Origin of the sequence: Pseudomonas fluorescens (assembly GCF_000730425.1) — a bacterium.
Classification (GTDB): Bacteria; Pseudomonadota; Gammaproteobacteria; order Pseudomonadales; family Pseudomonadaceae; genus Aquipseudomonas; species Aquipseudomonas fluorescens_X.
Genome location: NZ_CP008896.1, coordinates 3,144,860 through 3,161,226, shown reverse-complemented (window position 1 = coordinate 3,161,226; position 16,367 = coordinate 3,144,860). Strand labels below are relative to the sequence as shown.

The following is a 16,367-nucleotide window of genomic DNA, read 5'->3' as shown; positions in this document are numbered from 1 at the left end:
GTACGCCAAATGTTGCAACCTAAGCGTACGAAGTTCCGCAAGCAGATGACAGGCCACAACCGTGGTCTGGCTCAGCGCGGTAGCAAAGTCAGCTTCGGCGAGTTCGCGCTGAAGTCTGTAGCTCGTGGTCGTCTCACCGCTCGTCAGATCGAGTCAGCGCGTCGTGCACTGACCCGTCACGTAAAACGTGGTGGCAAGATCTGGATCCGTGTATTCCCGGACAAGCCGATCTCCAAAAAGCCTCTCGAGGTTCGGATGGGTAAAGGTAAGGGTAACGTGGAATACTGGGTAGCCCAGATTCAGCCAGGCAAAGTCCTGTATGAAATCGAGGGTGTAACTGAAGAGCTGGCGCGTGAGGCTTTTGCCCTGGCTGCTGCAAAGCTGCCGCTCGCCACCGCCTTTGTTAAACGGACGGTGATGTGATGAAAGCGAATGAACTTCGTGAAAAATCCGCACAGCAGCTGAACGAGCAACTGCTCGGCCTGCTGCGCGACCAGTTCAATCTGCGTATGCAGAAAGCAACTGGCCAGTTGGGGCAGTCTCATCTGCTCTCGCAAGTTAAGCGTGACATCGCTCGCGTGAAGACTGTGCTCAACCAGCAGGCAGGTAAGTGATCATGGCTGAAGCCGAAAAGACTGTCCGTACGCTGACTGGCCGTGTTGTCAGCGACAAGATGGACAAAACCATCACCGTTTTGATCGAGCGTCGCGTTAAGCACCCGATCTACGGTAAATATGTTAAGCGTTCGACTAAGCTGCACGCGCACGACGAAACCAATCAGTGCCACATCGGCGACAAAGTCACTATTCGTGAAACTCGTCCGCTGGCCAAGACCAAGTCTTGGGCACTGGTTGATGTTCTCGAACGCGCTGTGGAAGTCTAAGGACTAGGGGTCGGAGAAATTATATGATTCAGACTCAATCCATGCTCGATGTGGCCGATAACAGCGGCGCTCGCCGTGTTATGTGCATCAAGGTGCTGGGTGGCTCCCATCGTCGTTACGCTGGTATCGGTGACATCATCAAAGTTACCGTCAAGGAAGCAATTCCACGCGGTAAGGTGAAAAAAGGCCAAGTGATGACTGCTGTTGTAGTCCGCACTCGTCACGGCGTACGTCGTGCTGATGGCTCCATTATCCGCTTTGATGGCAACGCTGCTGTTCTTCTGAACAACAAGCAAGAGCCGATCGGCACCCGTATCTTTGGGCCAGTGACCCGTGAACTTCGTACTGAGAAGTTCATGAAGATCGTCTCGCTCGCCCCAGAAGTGCTGTAAGGAGATCCGACATGCAAAAGATTCGTCGTGACGACGAGATCATCGTGATCGCCGGCAAAGACAAAGGTAAGCGCGGTAAGGTGCTGAAGGTTCTTGCTGATGACCGTCTGGTCATTGGTGGTTTGAACCTGGTCAAGCGTCATACCAAGCCTAACCCCGCGTCGGGCGTACAGGGCGGTATCGTCGAGAAAGAAGCGCCATTGCACGCTTCTAACGTCGCCATTTTCAACGGCGAAACCAACAAGGCTGATCGCGTTGGTTTCAAAGTAGAAGATGGTAAGAAAATTCGTGTCTTCAAGTCGACCCAAAAAGCGGTTGATGCTTGAACACTGCTAGGTAGATAAGACCATGGCACGACTAAAAGAGATTTACCGGAAGGAAATCGCTCCGAAGCTTAAGGAAGAACTTAAGCTTTCGAACGTGATGGAAGTTCCGCGCGTTACCAAAATCACCCTGAACATGGGTCTGGGCGAAGCGATCGGTGACAAGAAAGTCATCGAACACGCTGTTGCTGACCTGGAAAAGATCACCGGTCAAAAAGTTGTTGTGACTTACGCTCGGAAATCCATCGCTGGCTTTAAAGTCCGTGAAGGTTGGCCGATCGGTGTCAAAGTGACTCTGCGCCGTGAGCGTATGTACGAGTTCCTGGATCGTCTGCTGTCGATCTCCCTGCCTCGGGTTCGCGACTTCCGCGGCCTGAATGCCAAGTCCTTCGATGGTCGTGGTAACTACAGCATGGGCGTGAAAGAGCAGATCATCTTCCCGGAAATCGACTACGACAAGATCGATGCTCTCCGCGGTCTGGACATCACCCTGACCACCACTGCCAAGAACGATGATGAAGGCCGCGCTCTGCTGCGTGCGTTCAAATTCCCGTTCCGCAACTGATTGGAGTAGGACCATGGCCAAGATGAGCATGAAAAACCGCGAGCTGAAGCGTCAGCTCACGGTTGCCAAGTACGCCAAGAAGCGTGCAGCACTGAAAGCTATCATCGTTGATCTGAACGCAAGTCCAGAAGCGCGTTGGGAAGCTACAGTAGCTCTGCAGAAGCAGCCACGTGACGCAAGCGCTTCGCGCATGCGTAACCGCTGCCGCCTGACCGGTCGTCCACACGGCGTTTACCGCAAGTTCGGCCTCGGCCGTAACAAACTGCGTGAAGCGGCAATGCGTGGTGACGTACCAGGTCTGGTTAAAGCCAGCTGGTAAGTACTTTCGAAGTCTCGGTGGGCAGGATCGCAAGATACTGACCGCCGGTGGCCTAGAATCTGGAACAAGCCCCTTTTGGGGCTTGTTTCATTTCCGGAGTGTGTCTAAAATACGCGGCTCGCCTGAGCCCGTGTGTTTTATGCCCGGAGATTCTCGGTGACATATGTAGCCGCAAGGCTAATTTTTTTGTATTAGGAGCGTCTAGCCCATGAGTATGCAGGACCCGTTAGCGGACATGCTAACTCGTATCCGTAATGCCCAGATGGCTGAAAAGTCCGTCGTAAGCATGCCATCTTCCACGTTGAAGGTAGCTGTTGCCAAAGTCCTGAAAGACGAAGGCTACATTGCGGGTTATCAGATCAGCAGCGAAATCAAGCCACTGCTGTCCATCGAGCTGAAGTACTTCGAAGGCCGTCCGGTCATCGAGGAAGTGAAGCGCGTTAGCCGTCCAGGCCTGCGTCAGTACAAGTCCGTTGAAGATCTGCCGAAAGTTCGTGGCGGTCTCGGTGTGTCTATCGTCTCCACCAACAAAGGTGTGATGACGGATCGTGCTGCGCGCGCTGCCGGTGTCGGCGGCGAAGTTCTTTGCACTGTGTTCTAAGGGGGGATAAGCATGTCTCGCGTCGCTAAGAACCCCGTTAAGCTGCCAGCCGGTGTCGAAGTAAAATTCGCAGGCCAACAGCTTTCGGTGAAGGGTGCCAAGGGTACTCTTGAACTGAACATCCATTCGTCCGTTGAGATCGTTGAAGAGGCTGGTGAGCTGCGTTTCGCTGCTCGCAATGGCGATCAACAAACTCGCGCAATGGCCGGTACCACGCGTGCGTTGGTAAACAACATGGTCCAAGGCGTAAGCCAAGGCTTCGAGCGTAAGCTCCAGCTGGTCGGTGTTGGTTACAAAGCGCAAGCAAAAGGCACGGTTTTGAACCTGGCCCTTGGCTTCTCGCACCCAGTGGATTACGAACTGCCGGAAGGCATCACCGCTGAAACTCCTAGCCAGACCGATATCCTGATCAAGGGCATCGACAAGCAGCTGGTAGGTCAAGTGGCTGCCGAGATCCGCGACTTCCGTCCACCAGAGCCGTACAAAGGCAAAGGTGTGCGCTACGCGGACGAAGTCGTCCGTCGTAAAGAAGCCAAGAAGAAGTAGGGCATAGCAAATGACCGACAAAAAAGTTACTCGACTGCGTCGCGCTCGCAAAGCACGCCTGAAAATGCACGAACTCGAAGTCGTGCGTCTCTGCGTGTTCCGCTCGTCGCAGCACATCTACGCCCAGGTCATCTCGGCCGACGGCAACAAAGTCCTGGCAAGCGCCTCGACTTTGGATAAAGAACTGCGTGATGGTGCCACTGGCAACATCGACGCGGCCACTAAGGTTGGCCAGCTGGTCGCTACGCGTGCTAAGGCCGCTGGCGTCTCGCAAGTGGCTTTCGACCGCTCTGGCTTCAAGTACCACGGCCGCGTTAAAGCGCTGGCTGATGCTGCTCGTGAAGCTGGGCTGGAGTTCTAAGTTATGTCAAATAACGACCAAAAGCGCGACGAAGGCTACATTGAGAAGCTGGTTCAAGTTAACCGCGTAGCCAAAACCGTTAAAGGCGGCCGTATCTTCACCTTCACCGCGTTGACCGTGGTTGGTGATGGTAAGGGCCGTGTTGGCTTCGGCCGTGGCAAGTCGCGTGAAGTGCCTGCTGCGATCCAGAAGGCAATGGAAGCTGCTCGTCGCAACATGATCCAAGTTGACCTGAACGGCACCACCCTGCAGTACGCAATGAAGTCCGCTCACGGTGCTTCGAAGGTGTACATGCAGCCTGCCTCTGAAGGTACCGGTATCATCGCTGGCGGCGCTATGCGTGCTGTCCTCGAGGTTGCTGGCGTTCAGAACGTTCTGGCCAAGTGCTACGGCTCGACTAACCCGGTAAACGTGGTTCACGCCACTTTCAAGGGTTTGAAGGCTATGCAATCTCCTGAATCCATTGCCGCCAAGCGTGGCAAAAGCGTCAAGGAGATCTTCTGATCATGGCTACCGTTAAAGTAACGCTGATCAAAAGCATGACCGGTCGCATCCCTAACCACAAATTGTGCGTTAAGGGTTTGGGTCTGCGTCGCATCGGTCACACTGTAGAAATCCAGGATACTCCCGAGAATCGCGGGATGATCAACAAGGCTTACTACATGCTGCGTGTCGAGGGTTAATCGATGAAACTCAATGATCTGAGTCCAGCGCCGGGTTCCCGTCGCGAAAAGCATCGTCCGGGCCGTGGTATCGGTAGCGGTTTGGGTAAGACTGGTGGCCGCGGCCACAAAGGTCAAACCTCCCGCTCCGGTGGCACTATTGCTCCAGGCTTTGAAGGCGGTCAACAGCCGCTGCATCGTCGCCTGCCGAAGTTCGGTTTCGTTTCCCTGAAGGCCATGGACCGCGCAGAAGTGCGTCTGTCCGAGCTGGCTAAAGTGGAAGGCGACATCGTTACCGTGCAGACCCTGAAAGATGCCAACGTGATCAACGTCAACGTACAGCGTGTGAAAATCATGCTGTCCGGTGAAGTGACTCGCGCTGTCACTATCGGCAAGGGAATCGGCGCCACCAAAGGTGCGCGTTCGGCTATCGAAGCAGCTGGCGGCAAGTTCGAGGAATAAATGGCTAAGCAAGGTGCTCTCTCAGCGCTCGGCAAAGGCGGTATGTCTGAACTTTGGGCTCGTCTGCGTTTTCTGTTCCTGGCGATTATCGTCTACCGAATAGGCGCACACATCCCGGTTCCAGGTATCAACCCGGACCGACTCGCAGACCTGTTTCGACAGAATGAGGGGACCATTCTTAGCTTGTTCAACATGTTTTCCGGCGGCGCGCTGGAGCGGATGAGCATCTTTGCACTGGGGATCATGCCGTATATTTCGGCATCGATCATCATGCAGTTGATGAGCGCCGTCAGCCCGCAGCTGGAGCAGTTGAAGAAGGAAGGTGAAGCTGGTCGTCGCAAGATTAGCCAGTACACCCGCTACCTCACTGTCGCTCTTGCTCTTGTCCAGGCTATTGGCATGTCCATTGGTCTGGCGGGGCAGGGTGTAGCGTTCACTGGTGACTTTGGCTTCCATTTCGTCGCAGTAACCACGTTTGTGGCTGGTGCGATGTTCATGATGTGGCTGGGTGAGCAGATTACTGAGCGTGGTGTTGGCAACGGTATCTCGATGTTGATTTTCGCAGGTATCGTCGCCGGTCTTCCGAGGGCAATCGGGCAGTCTTTCGAGTCTGCACGTCAGGGTGATATCAATATCTTCGCCTTGGTTGCCATCGGTTTGCTGGCAGTAGCGATTATCGGTTTTGTGGTGTTCATTGAGCGTGGCCAGCGTCGTATTGCTGTTCACTACGCCAAGCGTCAGCAGGGCCGCAAGGTCTTCGCTGCGCAGACCAGCCACTTGCCGCTGAAAGTGAATATGGCCGGTGTTATTCCTGCTATCTTCGCGAGCAGCATTTTGCTGTTTCCGGCTTCGTTGGGTGCCTGGTTCGGTCAGTCTGAAGGTATGGGCTGGTTGCAGGACATCTCGCAGTCGATCGCTCCTGGTCAGCCGTTGAATATTCTGCTGTTTAGTGCAGGGATTATTTTCTTCTGCTTCTTCTATACGGCGTTGATGTTCAATCCGAAAGACGTAGCGGAAAACCTGAAGAAGTCCGGTGCCTTTATTCCGGGCATTCGTCCAGGCGAGCAGTCGGCGCGCTATATTGATGGCGTTCTGACCCGTTTGACCCTGTTCGGTGCTCTATATATGACGGCCGTGTGCTTGTTGCCCCAGTTCCTGGTGGTTGCAGCAAACGTTCCGTTCTACCTTGGCGGGACCTCGTTGCTGATCGTGGTCGTGGTTGTGATGGACTTCATGTCCCAAGTACAATCGCACCTCGTTTCGCACCAGTACGAATCCCTGATGAAGAAAGCCAACCTGAAGGGCTACGGCAGCGGCATGTTGCGCTGAGTACCCCATAAGGTTCGAGGAGTTGGTGATGAAAGTTCGTGCATCGGTGAAAAAGCTGTGCCGTAACTGCAAGATTATTCGCCGCGAAGGTGTTGTTCGAGTAATTTGCAGCGCGGAACCGCGTCACAAACAGCGCCAAGGCTGAGTGTGATCCGCTTGAAGCCCGGCAGCTAGTGCGCTGCCGGGTTGATTATTTGTTATTACAGCGATATTATCTCGCGCCCTATTTCTTGGCTTCCGGGGCGTAGGTAGCTGTCAATTGGAGTCCCACTGAATGGCCCGTATTGCAGGCGTTAACATTCCAGATAACAAGCACACTGTTATCTCGCTGACCTACATCTATGGTGTTGGTCGCACTACTGCGCAGAAAATTTGCGCAGTTGCTGGGGTAAACCCAGCCGCTAAGATCAAGGATCTGAGCGACGAGCAGATTGAATTGCTGCGTGGCGAAGTGGCGAAGTTCACCACTGAAGGTGACCTGCGTCGCGAAATCAACATGAAAATCAAGCGTTTGATGGACCTCGGTTGCTATCGCGGTCTGCGTCATCGTCGTGGTCTTCCAGTACGCGGTCAGCGTACCAAGACTAACGCGCGTACCCGTAAAGGTCCGCGTAAGCCGATCCGCAAGTAATCGCCCCAGCGAATCGACAGGAAAATTATCATGGCAAAACCTGCTGCTCGTCCTCGTAAAAAAGTTAAAAAGACAGTGGTTGATGGCATCGCCCACATCCATGCATCTTTTAACAACACCATCGTGACCATCACCGACCGTCAAGGTAACGCGCTTTCTTGGGCTACCTCTGGTGGTTCGGGTTTCCGCGGTTCCCGCAAGTCCACCCCGTTCGCTGCTCAAGTAGCTGCTGAACGTGCTGGTCAAGCTGCGCTGGAATATGGCCTGAAAAACCTCGACGTTAACGTCAAGGGTCCAGGTCCAGGTCGTGAGTCTGCTGTCCGTGCTTTGAACGGCTGTGGCTATAAGATCGCCAGCATCACCGACGTGACGCCAATCCCGCACAACGGGTGCCGTCCGCCGAAGAAGCGCCGCGTGTAATCCAGGAGATTGTAAAGAATGGCTCGTTACATTGGTCCAAAATGCAAACTCGCTCGTCGCGAAGGCACCGATCTCTTTCTGAAGAGCGGCGTGCGCGCGATCGAATCGAAGTGCAACATTGAAGCAGCACCTGGTATCCACGGCCAACGCCGCGGTCGCCAGTCCGACTACGGCACCCAACTGCGTGAAAAGCAGAAGGTCCGTCGTATCTACGGCGTTCTCGAGCGTCAGTTCAGCGGCTACTACAAAGAAGCTGCTGGCAAGAAAGGTGCAACCGGTGAAAACCTGCTGCAACTGCTCGAATGCCGTCTGGACAACGTTGTATACCGTATGGGCTTTGGTTCGACTCGTGCCGAATCCCGTCAGCTGGTATCGCACAAATCCGTTAGCGTAAACGGCCAAACCGTTAACGTCCCGTCCTACCAGGTTCGTGCTGGTGACGTGGTCGCGATTCGCGAGAAAGCAAAAAACCAACTTCGCATTGTCCAAGCTCTCGATCTGTGTGCCCAACGTGGCCGCGTAGAATGGGTAGAAGTAGACACTGAGAAGAAGTCGGGCGTTTTCAAGAACGTTCCTGCTCGCAGTGATCTGTCCGCCGACATCAACGAAAGCCTGATTGTCGAGCTCTACTCCAAGTAAGGGCTAGAAAATAGGTGCATCCATGCAGATTTCGGTAAATGAGTTCCTGACACCCCGCCACATTGATGTGCAGGTTGTCAGTCCAACCCGCGCCAAGATCACTCTCGAGCCTCTCGAGCGTGGTTTTGGCCACACCCTGGGCAACGCGCTGCGCCGCATCCTGTTGTCCTCAATGCCCGGCTGTGCAGTAGTCGAGGCCGAGATTGACGGTGTGCTCCACGAGTACAGCGCCATCGAAGGTGTACAGGAAGACGTAATTGAAATCCTGTTGAACCTTAAAGGTCTGGCTATCAAGCTGCACGGCCGTGACGAAGTTACGCTGACCTTGTCGAAGAAGGGTTCGGGGGTGGTTACCGCTGCCGATATTCAGCTGGATCATGATGTCGAGATCGTTAACCCCGATCACGTAATCGCTAACCTGGCGTCTAACGGCGCCCTGAACATGAAGCTCACTGTAGCTCGTGGTCGTGGTTATGAACCGGCCGACTCGCGTCAGAGCGATGAAGACGAAAGCCGCAGCATTGGTCGCTTGCAGCTTGACTCTTCGTTCAGCCCGGTTCGCCGTATCGCATACGTGGTGGAAAACGCCCGTGTCGAGCAGCGTACTAACCTGGACAAGCTGGTTATTGATCTGGAAACCAACGGTACTCTGGATCCTGAAGAGGCTATTCGTCGCGCTGCAACCATCCTGCAACAGCAGTTGGCTGCGTTCGTCGACCTCAAAGGTGACAGCGAACCAGTGGTAATCGAGCAGGAAGACGAGATCGATCCGATCCTGCTTCGCCCGGTTGACGATCTGGAACTGACTGTACGTTCGGCTAACTGCCTTAAGGCGGAAAACATTTACTACATCGGTGACCTGATTCAGCGCACTGAAGTAGAACTGTTGAAGACTCCGAACCTGGGCAAGAAATCCTTGACTGAAATCAAGGACGTTCTGGCCTCCCGCGGTCTGTCCCTCGGCATGCGCCTCGACAACTGGCCGCCTGCAAGTCTTAAGAAGGACGACAAGGCGACTGCCTGATCGTCGTAATCACCGAACGTGAGTTTGGTAAGGAATGAACCATGCGTCATCGTAAAAGTGGTCGTCACCTGAGCCGTACCAGCTCGCACCGCAAGGCCATGTTTCAAAACATGGCGGTGTCGCTGTTCGAGCACGAGCTGATCAAAACTACACTGCCGAAAGCCAAAGAACTGCGTCGCGTTGCTGAGCCGCTGATCACTTTGGCCAAGACAGACAGCCTGGCTAACCGCCGTCTGGCTTTCGACCGTACTCGTTCGAAAGCTATCGTTGGTAAGCTCTTCAACGACCTGGGCAAGCGTTATGCTACCCGTGAGGGTGGCTACCTGCGCATCCTCAAGTGCGGTTTCCGCACTGGCGACAACGCGCCTATGGCGTACGTCGAGTTGGTTGATCGTGCTACTGCTGGCGAAGCTGTATCCGCCGAGTAAGACGACAGTCTGCTACGAAAAACCGGGCCTAGTGCCCGGTTTTTTGTGGGTGGTAGAAAAGTAGCTTAATGCTCTCACTCATTGCCCTTTGGCTATACGAGTCGGTGGTTTGTTAGTAAAAAGCTATCGAAGTGTATGATTTAATAAATTTGATGGTGTCATCTTCCTGGTCAATACTTCGTTCAAGCCGATTAGCCGGCAGTTCCAAGACTGACCTGAGGAGATTGAGCATGAGCCAGAATAAAACCCTTACAACCGCCAGCGGCGCGCCTGTTGCCGATAACCAGAACTCCCGTTCCGCAGGCCCGCGAGGGCCGCTGCTGATCGACGATTTTCATCTGATCGAGAAGCTTGCCCACTTCAACCGTGAGAACATTCCAGAGCGCCGTGTGCACGCCAAGGGCTCGGGAGCGTATGGCACCTTCACGGTCACCAAGGACATCACCCAGTACTCCAGCGCCAAGCTGTTTGAAACTGTTGGTAAGCAGACCCCTACCTTCCTGCGCTTTTCGACAGTCGGTGGCGAACGTGGTTCGGCAGACACTGAGCGCGACCCGCGTGGTTTTGCACTTAAGTTCTACACCGAAGAGGGTAACTGGGACATCGTGGGCAACAACACCCCGATATTCTTCATTCGTGATCCGTTGAAATTCCCGGACTTTATTCATACCCAAAAACGTCTGCCACAAAGCAACCTGAAAAGTGCACAGATGAAATGGGACTTCTGGTCGCATTCGCCTGAGGCACTGCACCAGGTCACCATCTTGTTCTCGGATCGTGGTATCCCGGACGGCTACCGTCACATGCACGGCTTCGGCAGCCACACCTATAGCCTGATCAATGCCAATGGTGAGCGTCACTGGGTCAAGTGGCACTACAAGACCAAGCAAGGCATCAAGAACCTGGCACCTGCCGATGCTGCTCGCCTTGCCGGCACTGATCCGGATTACGCCCAACGTGACCTGTTCGAGGCCATTGAGCGCGGTGACTTCCCAAAATGGCGCGTGTGCATCCAGATCATGACTGAGGCCCAAGCCAATGCTCATTATGAGAATCCTTTCGACGTGACCAAGACCTGGTCGCAGAAAGAGTTTCCGCTGATTGAGATCGGCGAGCTGGAGCTGAACCGCAACCCGCTGAACTACTTCGCTGAAGTTGAGCAGGCGGCGTTCGGTCCCAGCAATATGGTGCCGGGTGTCGGTCTGTCGCCGGATCGCATGCTGCAGGGGCGTGTGTTCGCCTACGCTGATGCTCATCGCTACCGTATCGGTACCAACCATCAGCACCTGCCGGTGAATGCTTCGCGCAGTCCGGTCAACAACTACCAGCGTGATGGCTCCATGGCATTTGGCAGCAACGGTGGTGCGGCTCCCAACTATGAGCCAAACAGCTACGCCGATGCACCCAAACAGGCTCCGAAGTATGCAGAGCCAGCCCTGGCGCTCAGTGGTGCGGCGGATCGTTACGATCACCGCGAAGACACTGATTACTACAGCCACGCCGGCGCTCTGTTCCGCCTGATGAGTAGCGAGCAAAAAGCGCTATTGATTAACAACATCGCCGGCGCGATGGCAGGGGTTTCCAGTGATGTGGTTCAGCGTCAGCTGCGACACTTTTTCAAGGCCGATCCGGCGTATGGAGAAGGAATCGCAACGGCGCTGGGTGTATCGCTTAACTAACTCTAAGTGATAAGCAGAACCGCCCTCATTTGGGCGGTTTTTGCGTTATTTCAGCTATTTTTCTCCGAAAATCTTCACTTTTCTGCCGTTCGTCCCGTGACCTGCAGGTCAGCATGGTTCAAACTAGAGCCTTTCAAGCAGGGAGATGTAGGGCGATGCAAGGTCACCCCGACGTAATCGATTACCTCAACACGTTGCTGACGGGCGAACTGGCAGCTCGTGACCAATATTTCATTCACTCGCGTATGTACGAAGACTGGGGCTTCACCGAGCTCTACGAACGTATCAACCACGAAATGGAAGAAGAGGCACAGCACGCAGATGCGCTGATGCGCCGTATCCTGATGCTCGAAGGTACGCCACGTATGCGTCCTGACGACTTGGATACTGGCACCACCGTGCCCGAGATGCTCGCCAGCGATTTGCGCCTGGAATACAAGGTTCGCGCTGCGCTGTGCAAAGGCATTGAGCTTTGCGAGAAGCACAATGACTACGTGACCCGGGAAATCCTGCGTGTCCAGTTGAACGATACTGAAGAAGATCACACCTACTGGTTGGAAAAGCAGTTGGGTCTGATCAAGTTGATCGGCCTGGAAAACTATCTGCAATCGCAGTTCTGATTCCGCCGCAAATAAAAAGCCCCTGTGACCGTTACGGTGACAGGGGCTTTTTACTGGGCCTGAAAAATCAGGCCCGGTCGCGTGCCAACAACGGCTTCAGGTAGTAGCCGGTGTGGGATTGCGGCATCTGCGAAACCTGCTCTGGCGTACCCACCGCAATAATCTGCCCGCCCTTGGAACCGCCTTCCGGCCCCAGATCCACCAGCCAGTCGGCCGTCTTGATCACGTCCAGGTTGTGCTCGATCACCACCACAGTGTTGCCGTGATCGCGCAGACGGTGCAGCACGTCGAGCAATTGCTGGATGTCCGCGAAGTGCAACCCGGTGGTGGGCTCATCGAGGATATACAAGGTCTTGCCGGTATCGCGTTTGGACAGTTCGCGAGACAGTTTCACCCGCTGCGCCTCACCGCCGGACAAGGTGGTCGCCGACTGCCCCAGCTTGATATACGACAAACCAACGTCCATCAGGGTCTGGAGTTTGCGCGCCAAGGCCGGCACCGCATCAAAGAACACCCGCGCTTCCTCGATGGTCATCTCAAGGGTTTCATGAATGTTCTTGCCCTTGTACTTGATCTCCAGGGTTTCGCGGTTGTAGCGCTTGCTTTTGCACACATCGCAGGGCACGTAGATGTCCGGGAGGAAGTGCATTTCGACCTTGATCAAGCCGTCACCCTGGCATGCTTCGCAGCGCCCACCCTTGACGTTGAAAGAGAAACGCCCAGGCCCATAACCACGGGAGCGGGACTCCGGCACACCAGCGAACAGTTCACGAATCGGCGTGAACAGTCCGGTGTAGGTCGCAGGATTGGAGCGGGGGGTACGACCAATCGGGCTCTGGTCGATATCCACCACTTTGTCCAGCAACTCCAGACCCTTGATGCTGTCATGGGCGGCAGCTTCCAGGGTGGTGGCACCGTTCAACGCCGTGGCGCTGAGGGGGAACAGCGTGTTGTTGATCAGCGTCGACTTGCCTGAGCCGGATACGCCAGTCACGCAGGTCAGCAGGCCCAAGGGAATTTCCAGGTCGACATTGCGCAGGTTGTTGCCGCGCGCGCCTTTGAGGTGAAGCGCCTGTTTTTTGTTACGTGGTGTACGTTTGGCCGGCACTTCGATTTTGACCCGGCCAGACAGGTATTTACCGGTCAGGGAGTCCGGGTGGTCCATGACTTCGGCCGGCGTTCCCTGGGCGACGATGTGCCCACCGTGGACACCTGCGCCGGGACCGATATCGACCACATAGTCCGCCAGGCGAATGGCGTCCTCGTCGTGTTCGACCACGATTACCGTATTACCGATATCCCGCAGGTGCTTGAGCGTGCCAAGCAAGCGATCGTTGTCGCGCTGATGCAGGCCGATAGACGGCTCGTCGAGGATGTACAGCACGCCCACCAGGCCGGCGCCGATCTGGCTGGCCAGGCGAATGCGCTGGGCCTCGCCGCCGGACAGGGTGTCGGCACTGCGATCCAGGGACAGGTAGTCCAGGCCTACATTGACCAGGAACTGCAGGCGCTCGCGGATTTCCTTGAGGATCTTGTCGGCAATTTCGCCGCGTCGCCCGGTCAGCTTCAGTACGCCGAAATAATCGCATGCGTCACCGATGGGCAGGTTGGTCACCGCCGGCAGGGTCTTCTCGCCGACCCACACGTGGCGTGCTTCGCGACGCAAGCGCGTGCCACGGCAATCCGGGCAAGGCTGGGTGCTGAGGAACTTGGCCAGCTCCTCGCGTACGCTAGCCGATTCGGTTTCCCGGTAACGGCGCTCCAGGTTGGGCACGATGCCTTCGAACGGGTGGGAGCGCTTGACGATATCGCCACGGTCGTTCAGGTACTTGAAGTCGACGTTCTGCGAGCCGCTGCCATGCAGGATGACTTTCTGTTGTTCGGCCGGCAGTTCGTTGAACGGTACTTCCAGGCTGAACTTATAGTGGGCAGCCAAGGACCCGAGCATCTGGAAATAGTAGACATTGCGCCGGTCCCAGCCGCGTATCGCACCCTCCGCCAGCGTCAGGTCGCCATTGACCAGGCGCTTGATATCGAAGAACTGCTTGACCCCCAGCCCATCACAGGTCGGGCAGGCACCAGCCGGGTTGTTGAAGGAGAATAGCTTGGGTTCCAGCTCGCTGATGGCGTGACCGCAGATCGGGCAGGCGAAACGTGCGGAGAAGATGATTTCTTCACCGGGCTCGTCGTCCATCGGCGCGACCAATGCGATGCCGTCCGCCAGCTTCAGCGCGGTTTCGAACGACTCCGCCAGGCGTTGCTGCAGATCGGCACGTACCTTGAACCGGTCGACCACCACATCGATGGTGTGCTTCTTCTGCTTATCCAGCTTCGGTGCTTCATCCAGCTCATAGAGCTTGCCGTTGATCCGGGCGCGGACAAAGCCCTGGGCGCGCAGCTCTTCGAACACCGACAGGTGCTCGCCCTTGCGCTCGCGAATCACGGGGGCCAGCAGCATCAGCTTGGCGCCTTCCGGCTGGGCCAGCACCAGGTCGACCATCTGGCTGACGGTCTGGGCTTCCAGTGGGATGTCGTGATCCGGGCAGCGTGGAATACCGACGCGTGCGTACAGCAAGCGCAGGTAATCGTAGATTTCGGTGATGGTGCCCACGGTGGAGCGCGGGTTGTGGGAGGTCGACTTCTGTTCGATGGAAATGGCTGGCGACAGGCCTTCAATGGTGTCGACATCAGGCTTTTCCATCATCGACAGGAACTGCCGGGCATAGGCCGACAGCGACTCCACATAGCGCCGCTGGCCTTCGGCATACAGCGTATCGAACGCCAGCGACGACTTGCCAGAGCCGGACAAGCCGGTGATGACAATCAGTTTGTCCCGGGGCAGGGTCAGGTCGATGTTCTTCAGGTTGTGGGTTCTAGCCCCACGAATCAGGATCTTGTCCAAGATGGCCTCGCACGGCGGGCGTATAAATAATGCAGGAGTATACGGCTAAAGACTGGATGAATATACACTGTCGATTTGCCCATTTCAGCCTTGGATGAAAGCTGCGCGGCAAAGCGCCGCATATACCCTCTCAATCGATGGGACTGGTAGAATCGCCGCCGGTTCACACGAGGTTTTTCCATGCACGATCCCCACAGCGAACGCATGAGTAGCGGCGAGACCCGAGCGGCAAGCGGTCTGGCCCTGGTGTTCGCCTTCCGTATGTTGGGCATGTTCATGGTGTTGCCGGTGCTGGCGACCTATGGCATGGACCTCGCAGGCGCAACCCCGGCCCTGATCGGCCTGGCGATCGGTGCCTATGGCCTGACCCAGGCGATTTTCCAGATTCCATTCGGGATCATTTCCGACCGCATCGGCCGCCGGCCGGTGATCTACCTGGGGCTGATCGTCTTCGCCCTGGGCAGCGTTCTGGCCGCCAATGCCGATTCGATCTGGGGCGTGATTGCCGGACGCATCCTGCAAGGCGCCGGGGCGATTTCTGCGGCAGTGATGGCGTTGCTGTCAGACCTGACCCGTGAACAACACCGCACCAAGGCCATGGCCATGATCGGCATGACCATCGGTCTTTCGTTTGCCGTTGCGATGGTGGTTGGCCCGTTGTTGACTCGTGCGTTCGGATTGCATGGCCTGTTCCTGGCCACCGGCGGCATGGCGTTGTTCGGTATCGTGATCGTGGCCTTTATGGTGCCGCGCTCCACCGGACCGCTGCAGCACCGAGAGTCAGGCGTGGCAAAACAAGCATTGCTGCCAACCCTCAAGCACCCGGACCTGCTGCGCCTGGATTTAGGTATCTTCGTATTACACGCGATGCTGATGTGCAGCTTTGTCGCCTTGCCCCTGGCCTTGGTGGAAAAAGCCGGGTTGCCCAAGGAGCAGCACTGGTGGGTCTACCTCACCGCGTTGCTGATTTCGTTCTTCGCCATGATCCCGTTCATTATCTATGGCGAGAAGAAACGCAAAATGAAACGAGTTTTGCTCGGCGCCGTCGCGACATTGATGCTCACTGAACTATTCTTCTGGCAGTTCGGCGACAGCCTACGGGCGCTGGTAATCGGTACGGTGGTGTTTTTCACCGCGTTCAACCTGCTGGAGGCGTCGCTGCCTTCGCTGATCAGTAAAGTTTCACCGGCAGGCGGCAAGGGCACGGCAATGGGGGTGTATTCCACCAGCCAGTTCCTCGGCTCGGCGTTGGGCGGCATCATGGGTGGCTGGATGTTCCAGCATGGCGGTTTGTCGGTTGTGTTCCTCGGATGCGCCGGGCTGGCTGCACTTTGGCTGGTCTTTGCTGTTACCATGCGCGAACCTCCCTACGTCACAAGCCTGCGTTTGCCACTATCGCCCGAGGCGATCCGTGAGAGCGGCCTGGTAGAGCGCCTGAAGGCCGTCGTAGGGGTAACAGATGCAGTCGTGGTCGCTGAAGAGGCGGCCATTTACATCAAATTGGACACCGAACTATTGGATCGCGCGACGCTCGAGCAACTGGTCAACCCAGTGCCGACAGCGCGCCCAGCCTAGGAGAAC

The 16,367-nt window shown here is 56.0% G+C and carries 24 protein-coding genes; 23 read left to right on the top strand and 1 reads right to left on the bottom strand.

The window, feature by feature from the left end; translation table 11 throughout:
- Positions 1–9 precede the first annotated feature (9 nt).
- From rplP to bfr, 22 genes are all read left to right on the top strand, one after another.
- Positions 10–423 carry a 50S ribosomal protein L16 gene (gene rplP / locus HZ99_RS14050; protein WP_003232424.1) on the top strand — a complete coding sequence of 138 codons (414 nt, stop codon included), beginning with the start codon at positions 10–12 and terminating at the stop codon, positions 421–423.
- A complete protein-coding gene (gene rpmC, locus HZ99_RS14045; RefSeq protein WP_002555481.1) occupies positions 423–614 on the top strand; it encodes a 50S ribosomal protein L29 in 192 nt (63 codons plus the stop codon). The genes rplP and rpmC overlap by 1 nt, the downstream gene beginning before the upstream one ends.
- 2 nt (positions 615–616) lie before the next feature.
- Complete coding sequence (rpsQ, locus tag HZ99_RS14040) at positions 617–883, top strand: 30S ribosomal protein S17 (protein ID WP_003176419.1); 267 nt, start codon at positions 617–619, stop codon at positions 881–883.
- A gap of 23 nt (positions 884–906) precedes the next feature.
- Positions 907–1,275, top strand: a complete 369-nt coding sequence (gene rplN, locus HZ99_RS14035; protein ID WP_002555479.1) for a 50S ribosomal protein L14 — start codon at positions 907–909, stop codon at positions 1,273–1,275.
- Between the two features lie 11 nt (positions 1,276–1,286).
- Positions 1,287–1,601 carry a 50S ribosomal protein L24 gene (gene rplX / locus HZ99_RS14030; RefSeq protein WP_029299388.1) on the top strand — a complete coding sequence of 105 codons (315 nt, stop codon included), beginning with the start codon at positions 1,287–1,289 and terminating at the stop codon, positions 1,599–1,601.
- Positions 1,602–1,623: 22 nt separating this feature from the next.
- Positions 1,624–2,163 carry a 50S ribosomal protein L5 gene (gene rplE / locus HZ99_RS14025; RefSeq protein ID WP_003210069.1) on the top strand — a complete coding sequence of 180 codons (540 nt, stop codon included), beginning with the start codon at positions 1,624–1,626 and terminating at the stop codon, positions 2,161–2,163.
- A 13-nt stretch (positions 2,164–2,176) separates the two neighbouring features.
- Positions 2,177–2,482, top strand: coding sequence for a 30S ribosomal protein S14 (rpsN, locus tag HZ99_RS14020; protein ID WP_003176414.1), 306 nt, complete (start codon positions 2,177–2,179; stop codon positions 2,480–2,482).
- A 208-nt stretch (positions 2,483–2,690) separates the two neighbouring features.
- A complete protein-coding gene (gene rpsH, locus HZ99_RS14015) occupies positions 2,691–3,083 on the top strand; it encodes a 30S ribosomal protein S8 (protein ID WP_017848802.1) in 393 nt (130 codons plus the stop codon).
- 12 nt (positions 3,084–3,095) lie between these two features.
- Positions 3,096–3,629 (top strand): 50S ribosomal protein L6, encoded by a 534-nt coding sequence (gene rplF / locus HZ99_RS14010; RefSeq protein ID WP_003176412.1) that lies wholly within the window; start codon positions 3,096–3,098, stop codon positions 3,627–3,629.
- Positions 3,630–3,639: 10 nt separating this feature from the next.
- The gene (rplR, locus tag HZ99_RS14005; RefSeq protein ID WP_003186037.1) at positions 3,640–3,990 is read left to right on the top strand and encodes a 50S ribosomal protein L18; all 351 of its coding nucleotides are present in this window, start codon (positions 3,640–3,642) and stop codon (positions 3,988–3,990) included.
- A gap of 3 nt (positions 3,991–3,993) precedes the next feature.
- Positions 3,994–4,494 carry a 30S ribosomal protein S5 gene (gene rpsE, locus HZ99_RS14000; protein ID WP_003186035.1) on the top strand — a complete coding sequence of 167 codons (501 nt, stop codon included), beginning with the start codon at positions 3,994–3,996 and terminating at the stop codon, positions 4,492–4,494.
- Between the two features lie 2 nt (positions 4,495–4,496).
- On the top strand, positions 4,497–4,673 hold the full coding sequence (rpmD, locus tag HZ99_RS13995; protein ID WP_038443740.1) for a 50S ribosomal protein L30: 177 nt from the start codon (positions 4,497–4,499) through the stop codon (positions 4,671–4,673).
- 3 nt (positions 4,674–4,676) lie between these two features.
- On the top strand, positions 4,677–5,114 hold the full coding sequence (gene rplO / locus HZ99_RS13990; protein WP_003176407.1) for a 50S ribosomal protein L15: 438 nt from the start codon (positions 4,677–4,679) through the stop codon (positions 5,112–5,114).
- Positions 5,115–6,443, top strand: a complete 1,329-nt coding sequence (gene secY / locus HZ99_RS13985) for a preprotein translocase subunit SecY (protein ID WP_038443739.1) — start codon at positions 5,115–5,117, stop codon at positions 6,441–6,443.
- A 28-nt stretch (positions 6,444–6,471) separates the two neighbouring features.
- Positions 6,472–6,588 (top strand): 50S ribosomal protein L36, encoded by a 117-nt coding sequence (gene rpmJ, locus HZ99_RS27815; RefSeq protein ID WP_002555468.1) that lies wholly within the window; start codon positions 6,472–6,474, stop codon positions 6,586–6,588.
- Between the two features lie 129 nt (positions 6,589–6,717).
- Positions 6,718–7,074 carry a 30S ribosomal protein S13 gene (rpsM, locus tag HZ99_RS13980; RefSeq protein ID WP_024077676.1) on the top strand — a complete coding sequence of 119 codons (357 nt, stop codon included), beginning with the start codon at positions 6,718–6,720 and terminating at the stop codon, positions 7,072–7,074.
- 30 nt (positions 7,075–7,104) lie between these two features.
- Positions 7,105–7,494: a 30S ribosomal protein S11 gene (rpsK, locus tag HZ99_RS13975; protein WP_002555466.1), complete on the top strand. Its 390-nt coding sequence runs from the start codon at positions 7,105–7,107 to the stop codon at positions 7,492–7,494.
- 18 nt (positions 7,495–7,512) lie between these two features.
- Positions 7,513–8,133 (top strand): 30S ribosomal protein S4, encoded by a 621-nt coding sequence (gene rpsD / locus HZ99_RS13970; RefSeq protein ID WP_003210056.1) that lies wholly within the window; start codon positions 7,513–7,515, stop codon positions 8,131–8,133.
- Positions 8,134–8,155: 22 nt separating this feature from the next.
- Positions 8,156–9,157 carry a DNA-directed RNA polymerase subunit alpha gene (locus tag HZ99_RS13965; protein ID WP_003176403.1) on the top strand — a complete coding sequence of 334 codons (1,002 nt, stop codon included), beginning with the start codon at positions 8,156–8,158 and terminating at the stop codon, positions 9,155–9,157.
- Between the two features lie 41 nt (positions 9,158–9,198).
- Positions 9,199–9,585 carry a 50S ribosomal protein L17 gene (gene rplQ / locus HZ99_RS13960; protein ID WP_007918448.1) on the top strand — a complete coding sequence of 129 codons (387 nt, stop codon included), beginning with the start codon at positions 9,199–9,201 and terminating at the stop codon, positions 9,583–9,585.
- 230 nt (positions 9,586–9,815) lie between these two features.
- Complete coding sequence (locus HZ99_RS13955) at positions 9,816–11,264, top strand: catalase (RefSeq protein ID WP_038443738.1); 1,449 nt, start codon at positions 9,816–9,818, stop codon at positions 11,262–11,264.
- 155 nt (positions 11,265–11,419) lie between these two features.
- Positions 11,420–11,884, top strand: a complete 465-nt coding sequence (bfr, locus tag HZ99_RS13950; RefSeq protein ID WP_029299402.1) for a bacterioferritin — start codon at positions 11,420–11,422, stop codon at positions 11,882–11,884.
- 67 nt (positions 11,885–11,951) lie between these two features.
- Here bfr and uvrA read toward each other — a convergent pair whose 3' ends face one another.
- Positions 11,952–14,786 (bottom strand): excinuclease ABC subunit UvrA, encoded by a 2,835-nt coding sequence (gene uvrA / locus HZ99_RS13945; protein ID WP_038443737.1) that lies wholly within the window; start codon positions 14,784–14,786, stop codon positions 11,952–11,954.
- 180 nt (positions 14,787–14,966) lie between these two features.
- Between uvrA and HZ99_RS13940 the strand changes: the two genes are divergently transcribed.
- The gene (locus HZ99_RS13940; RefSeq protein WP_038443736.1) at positions 14,967–16,361 is read left to right on the top strand and encodes an MFS transporter; all 1,395 of its coding nucleotides are present in this window, start codon (positions 14,967–14,969) and stop codon (positions 16,359–16,361) included.
- The last annotated feature ends 6 nt before the right edge of the window (positions 16,362–16,367 follow it).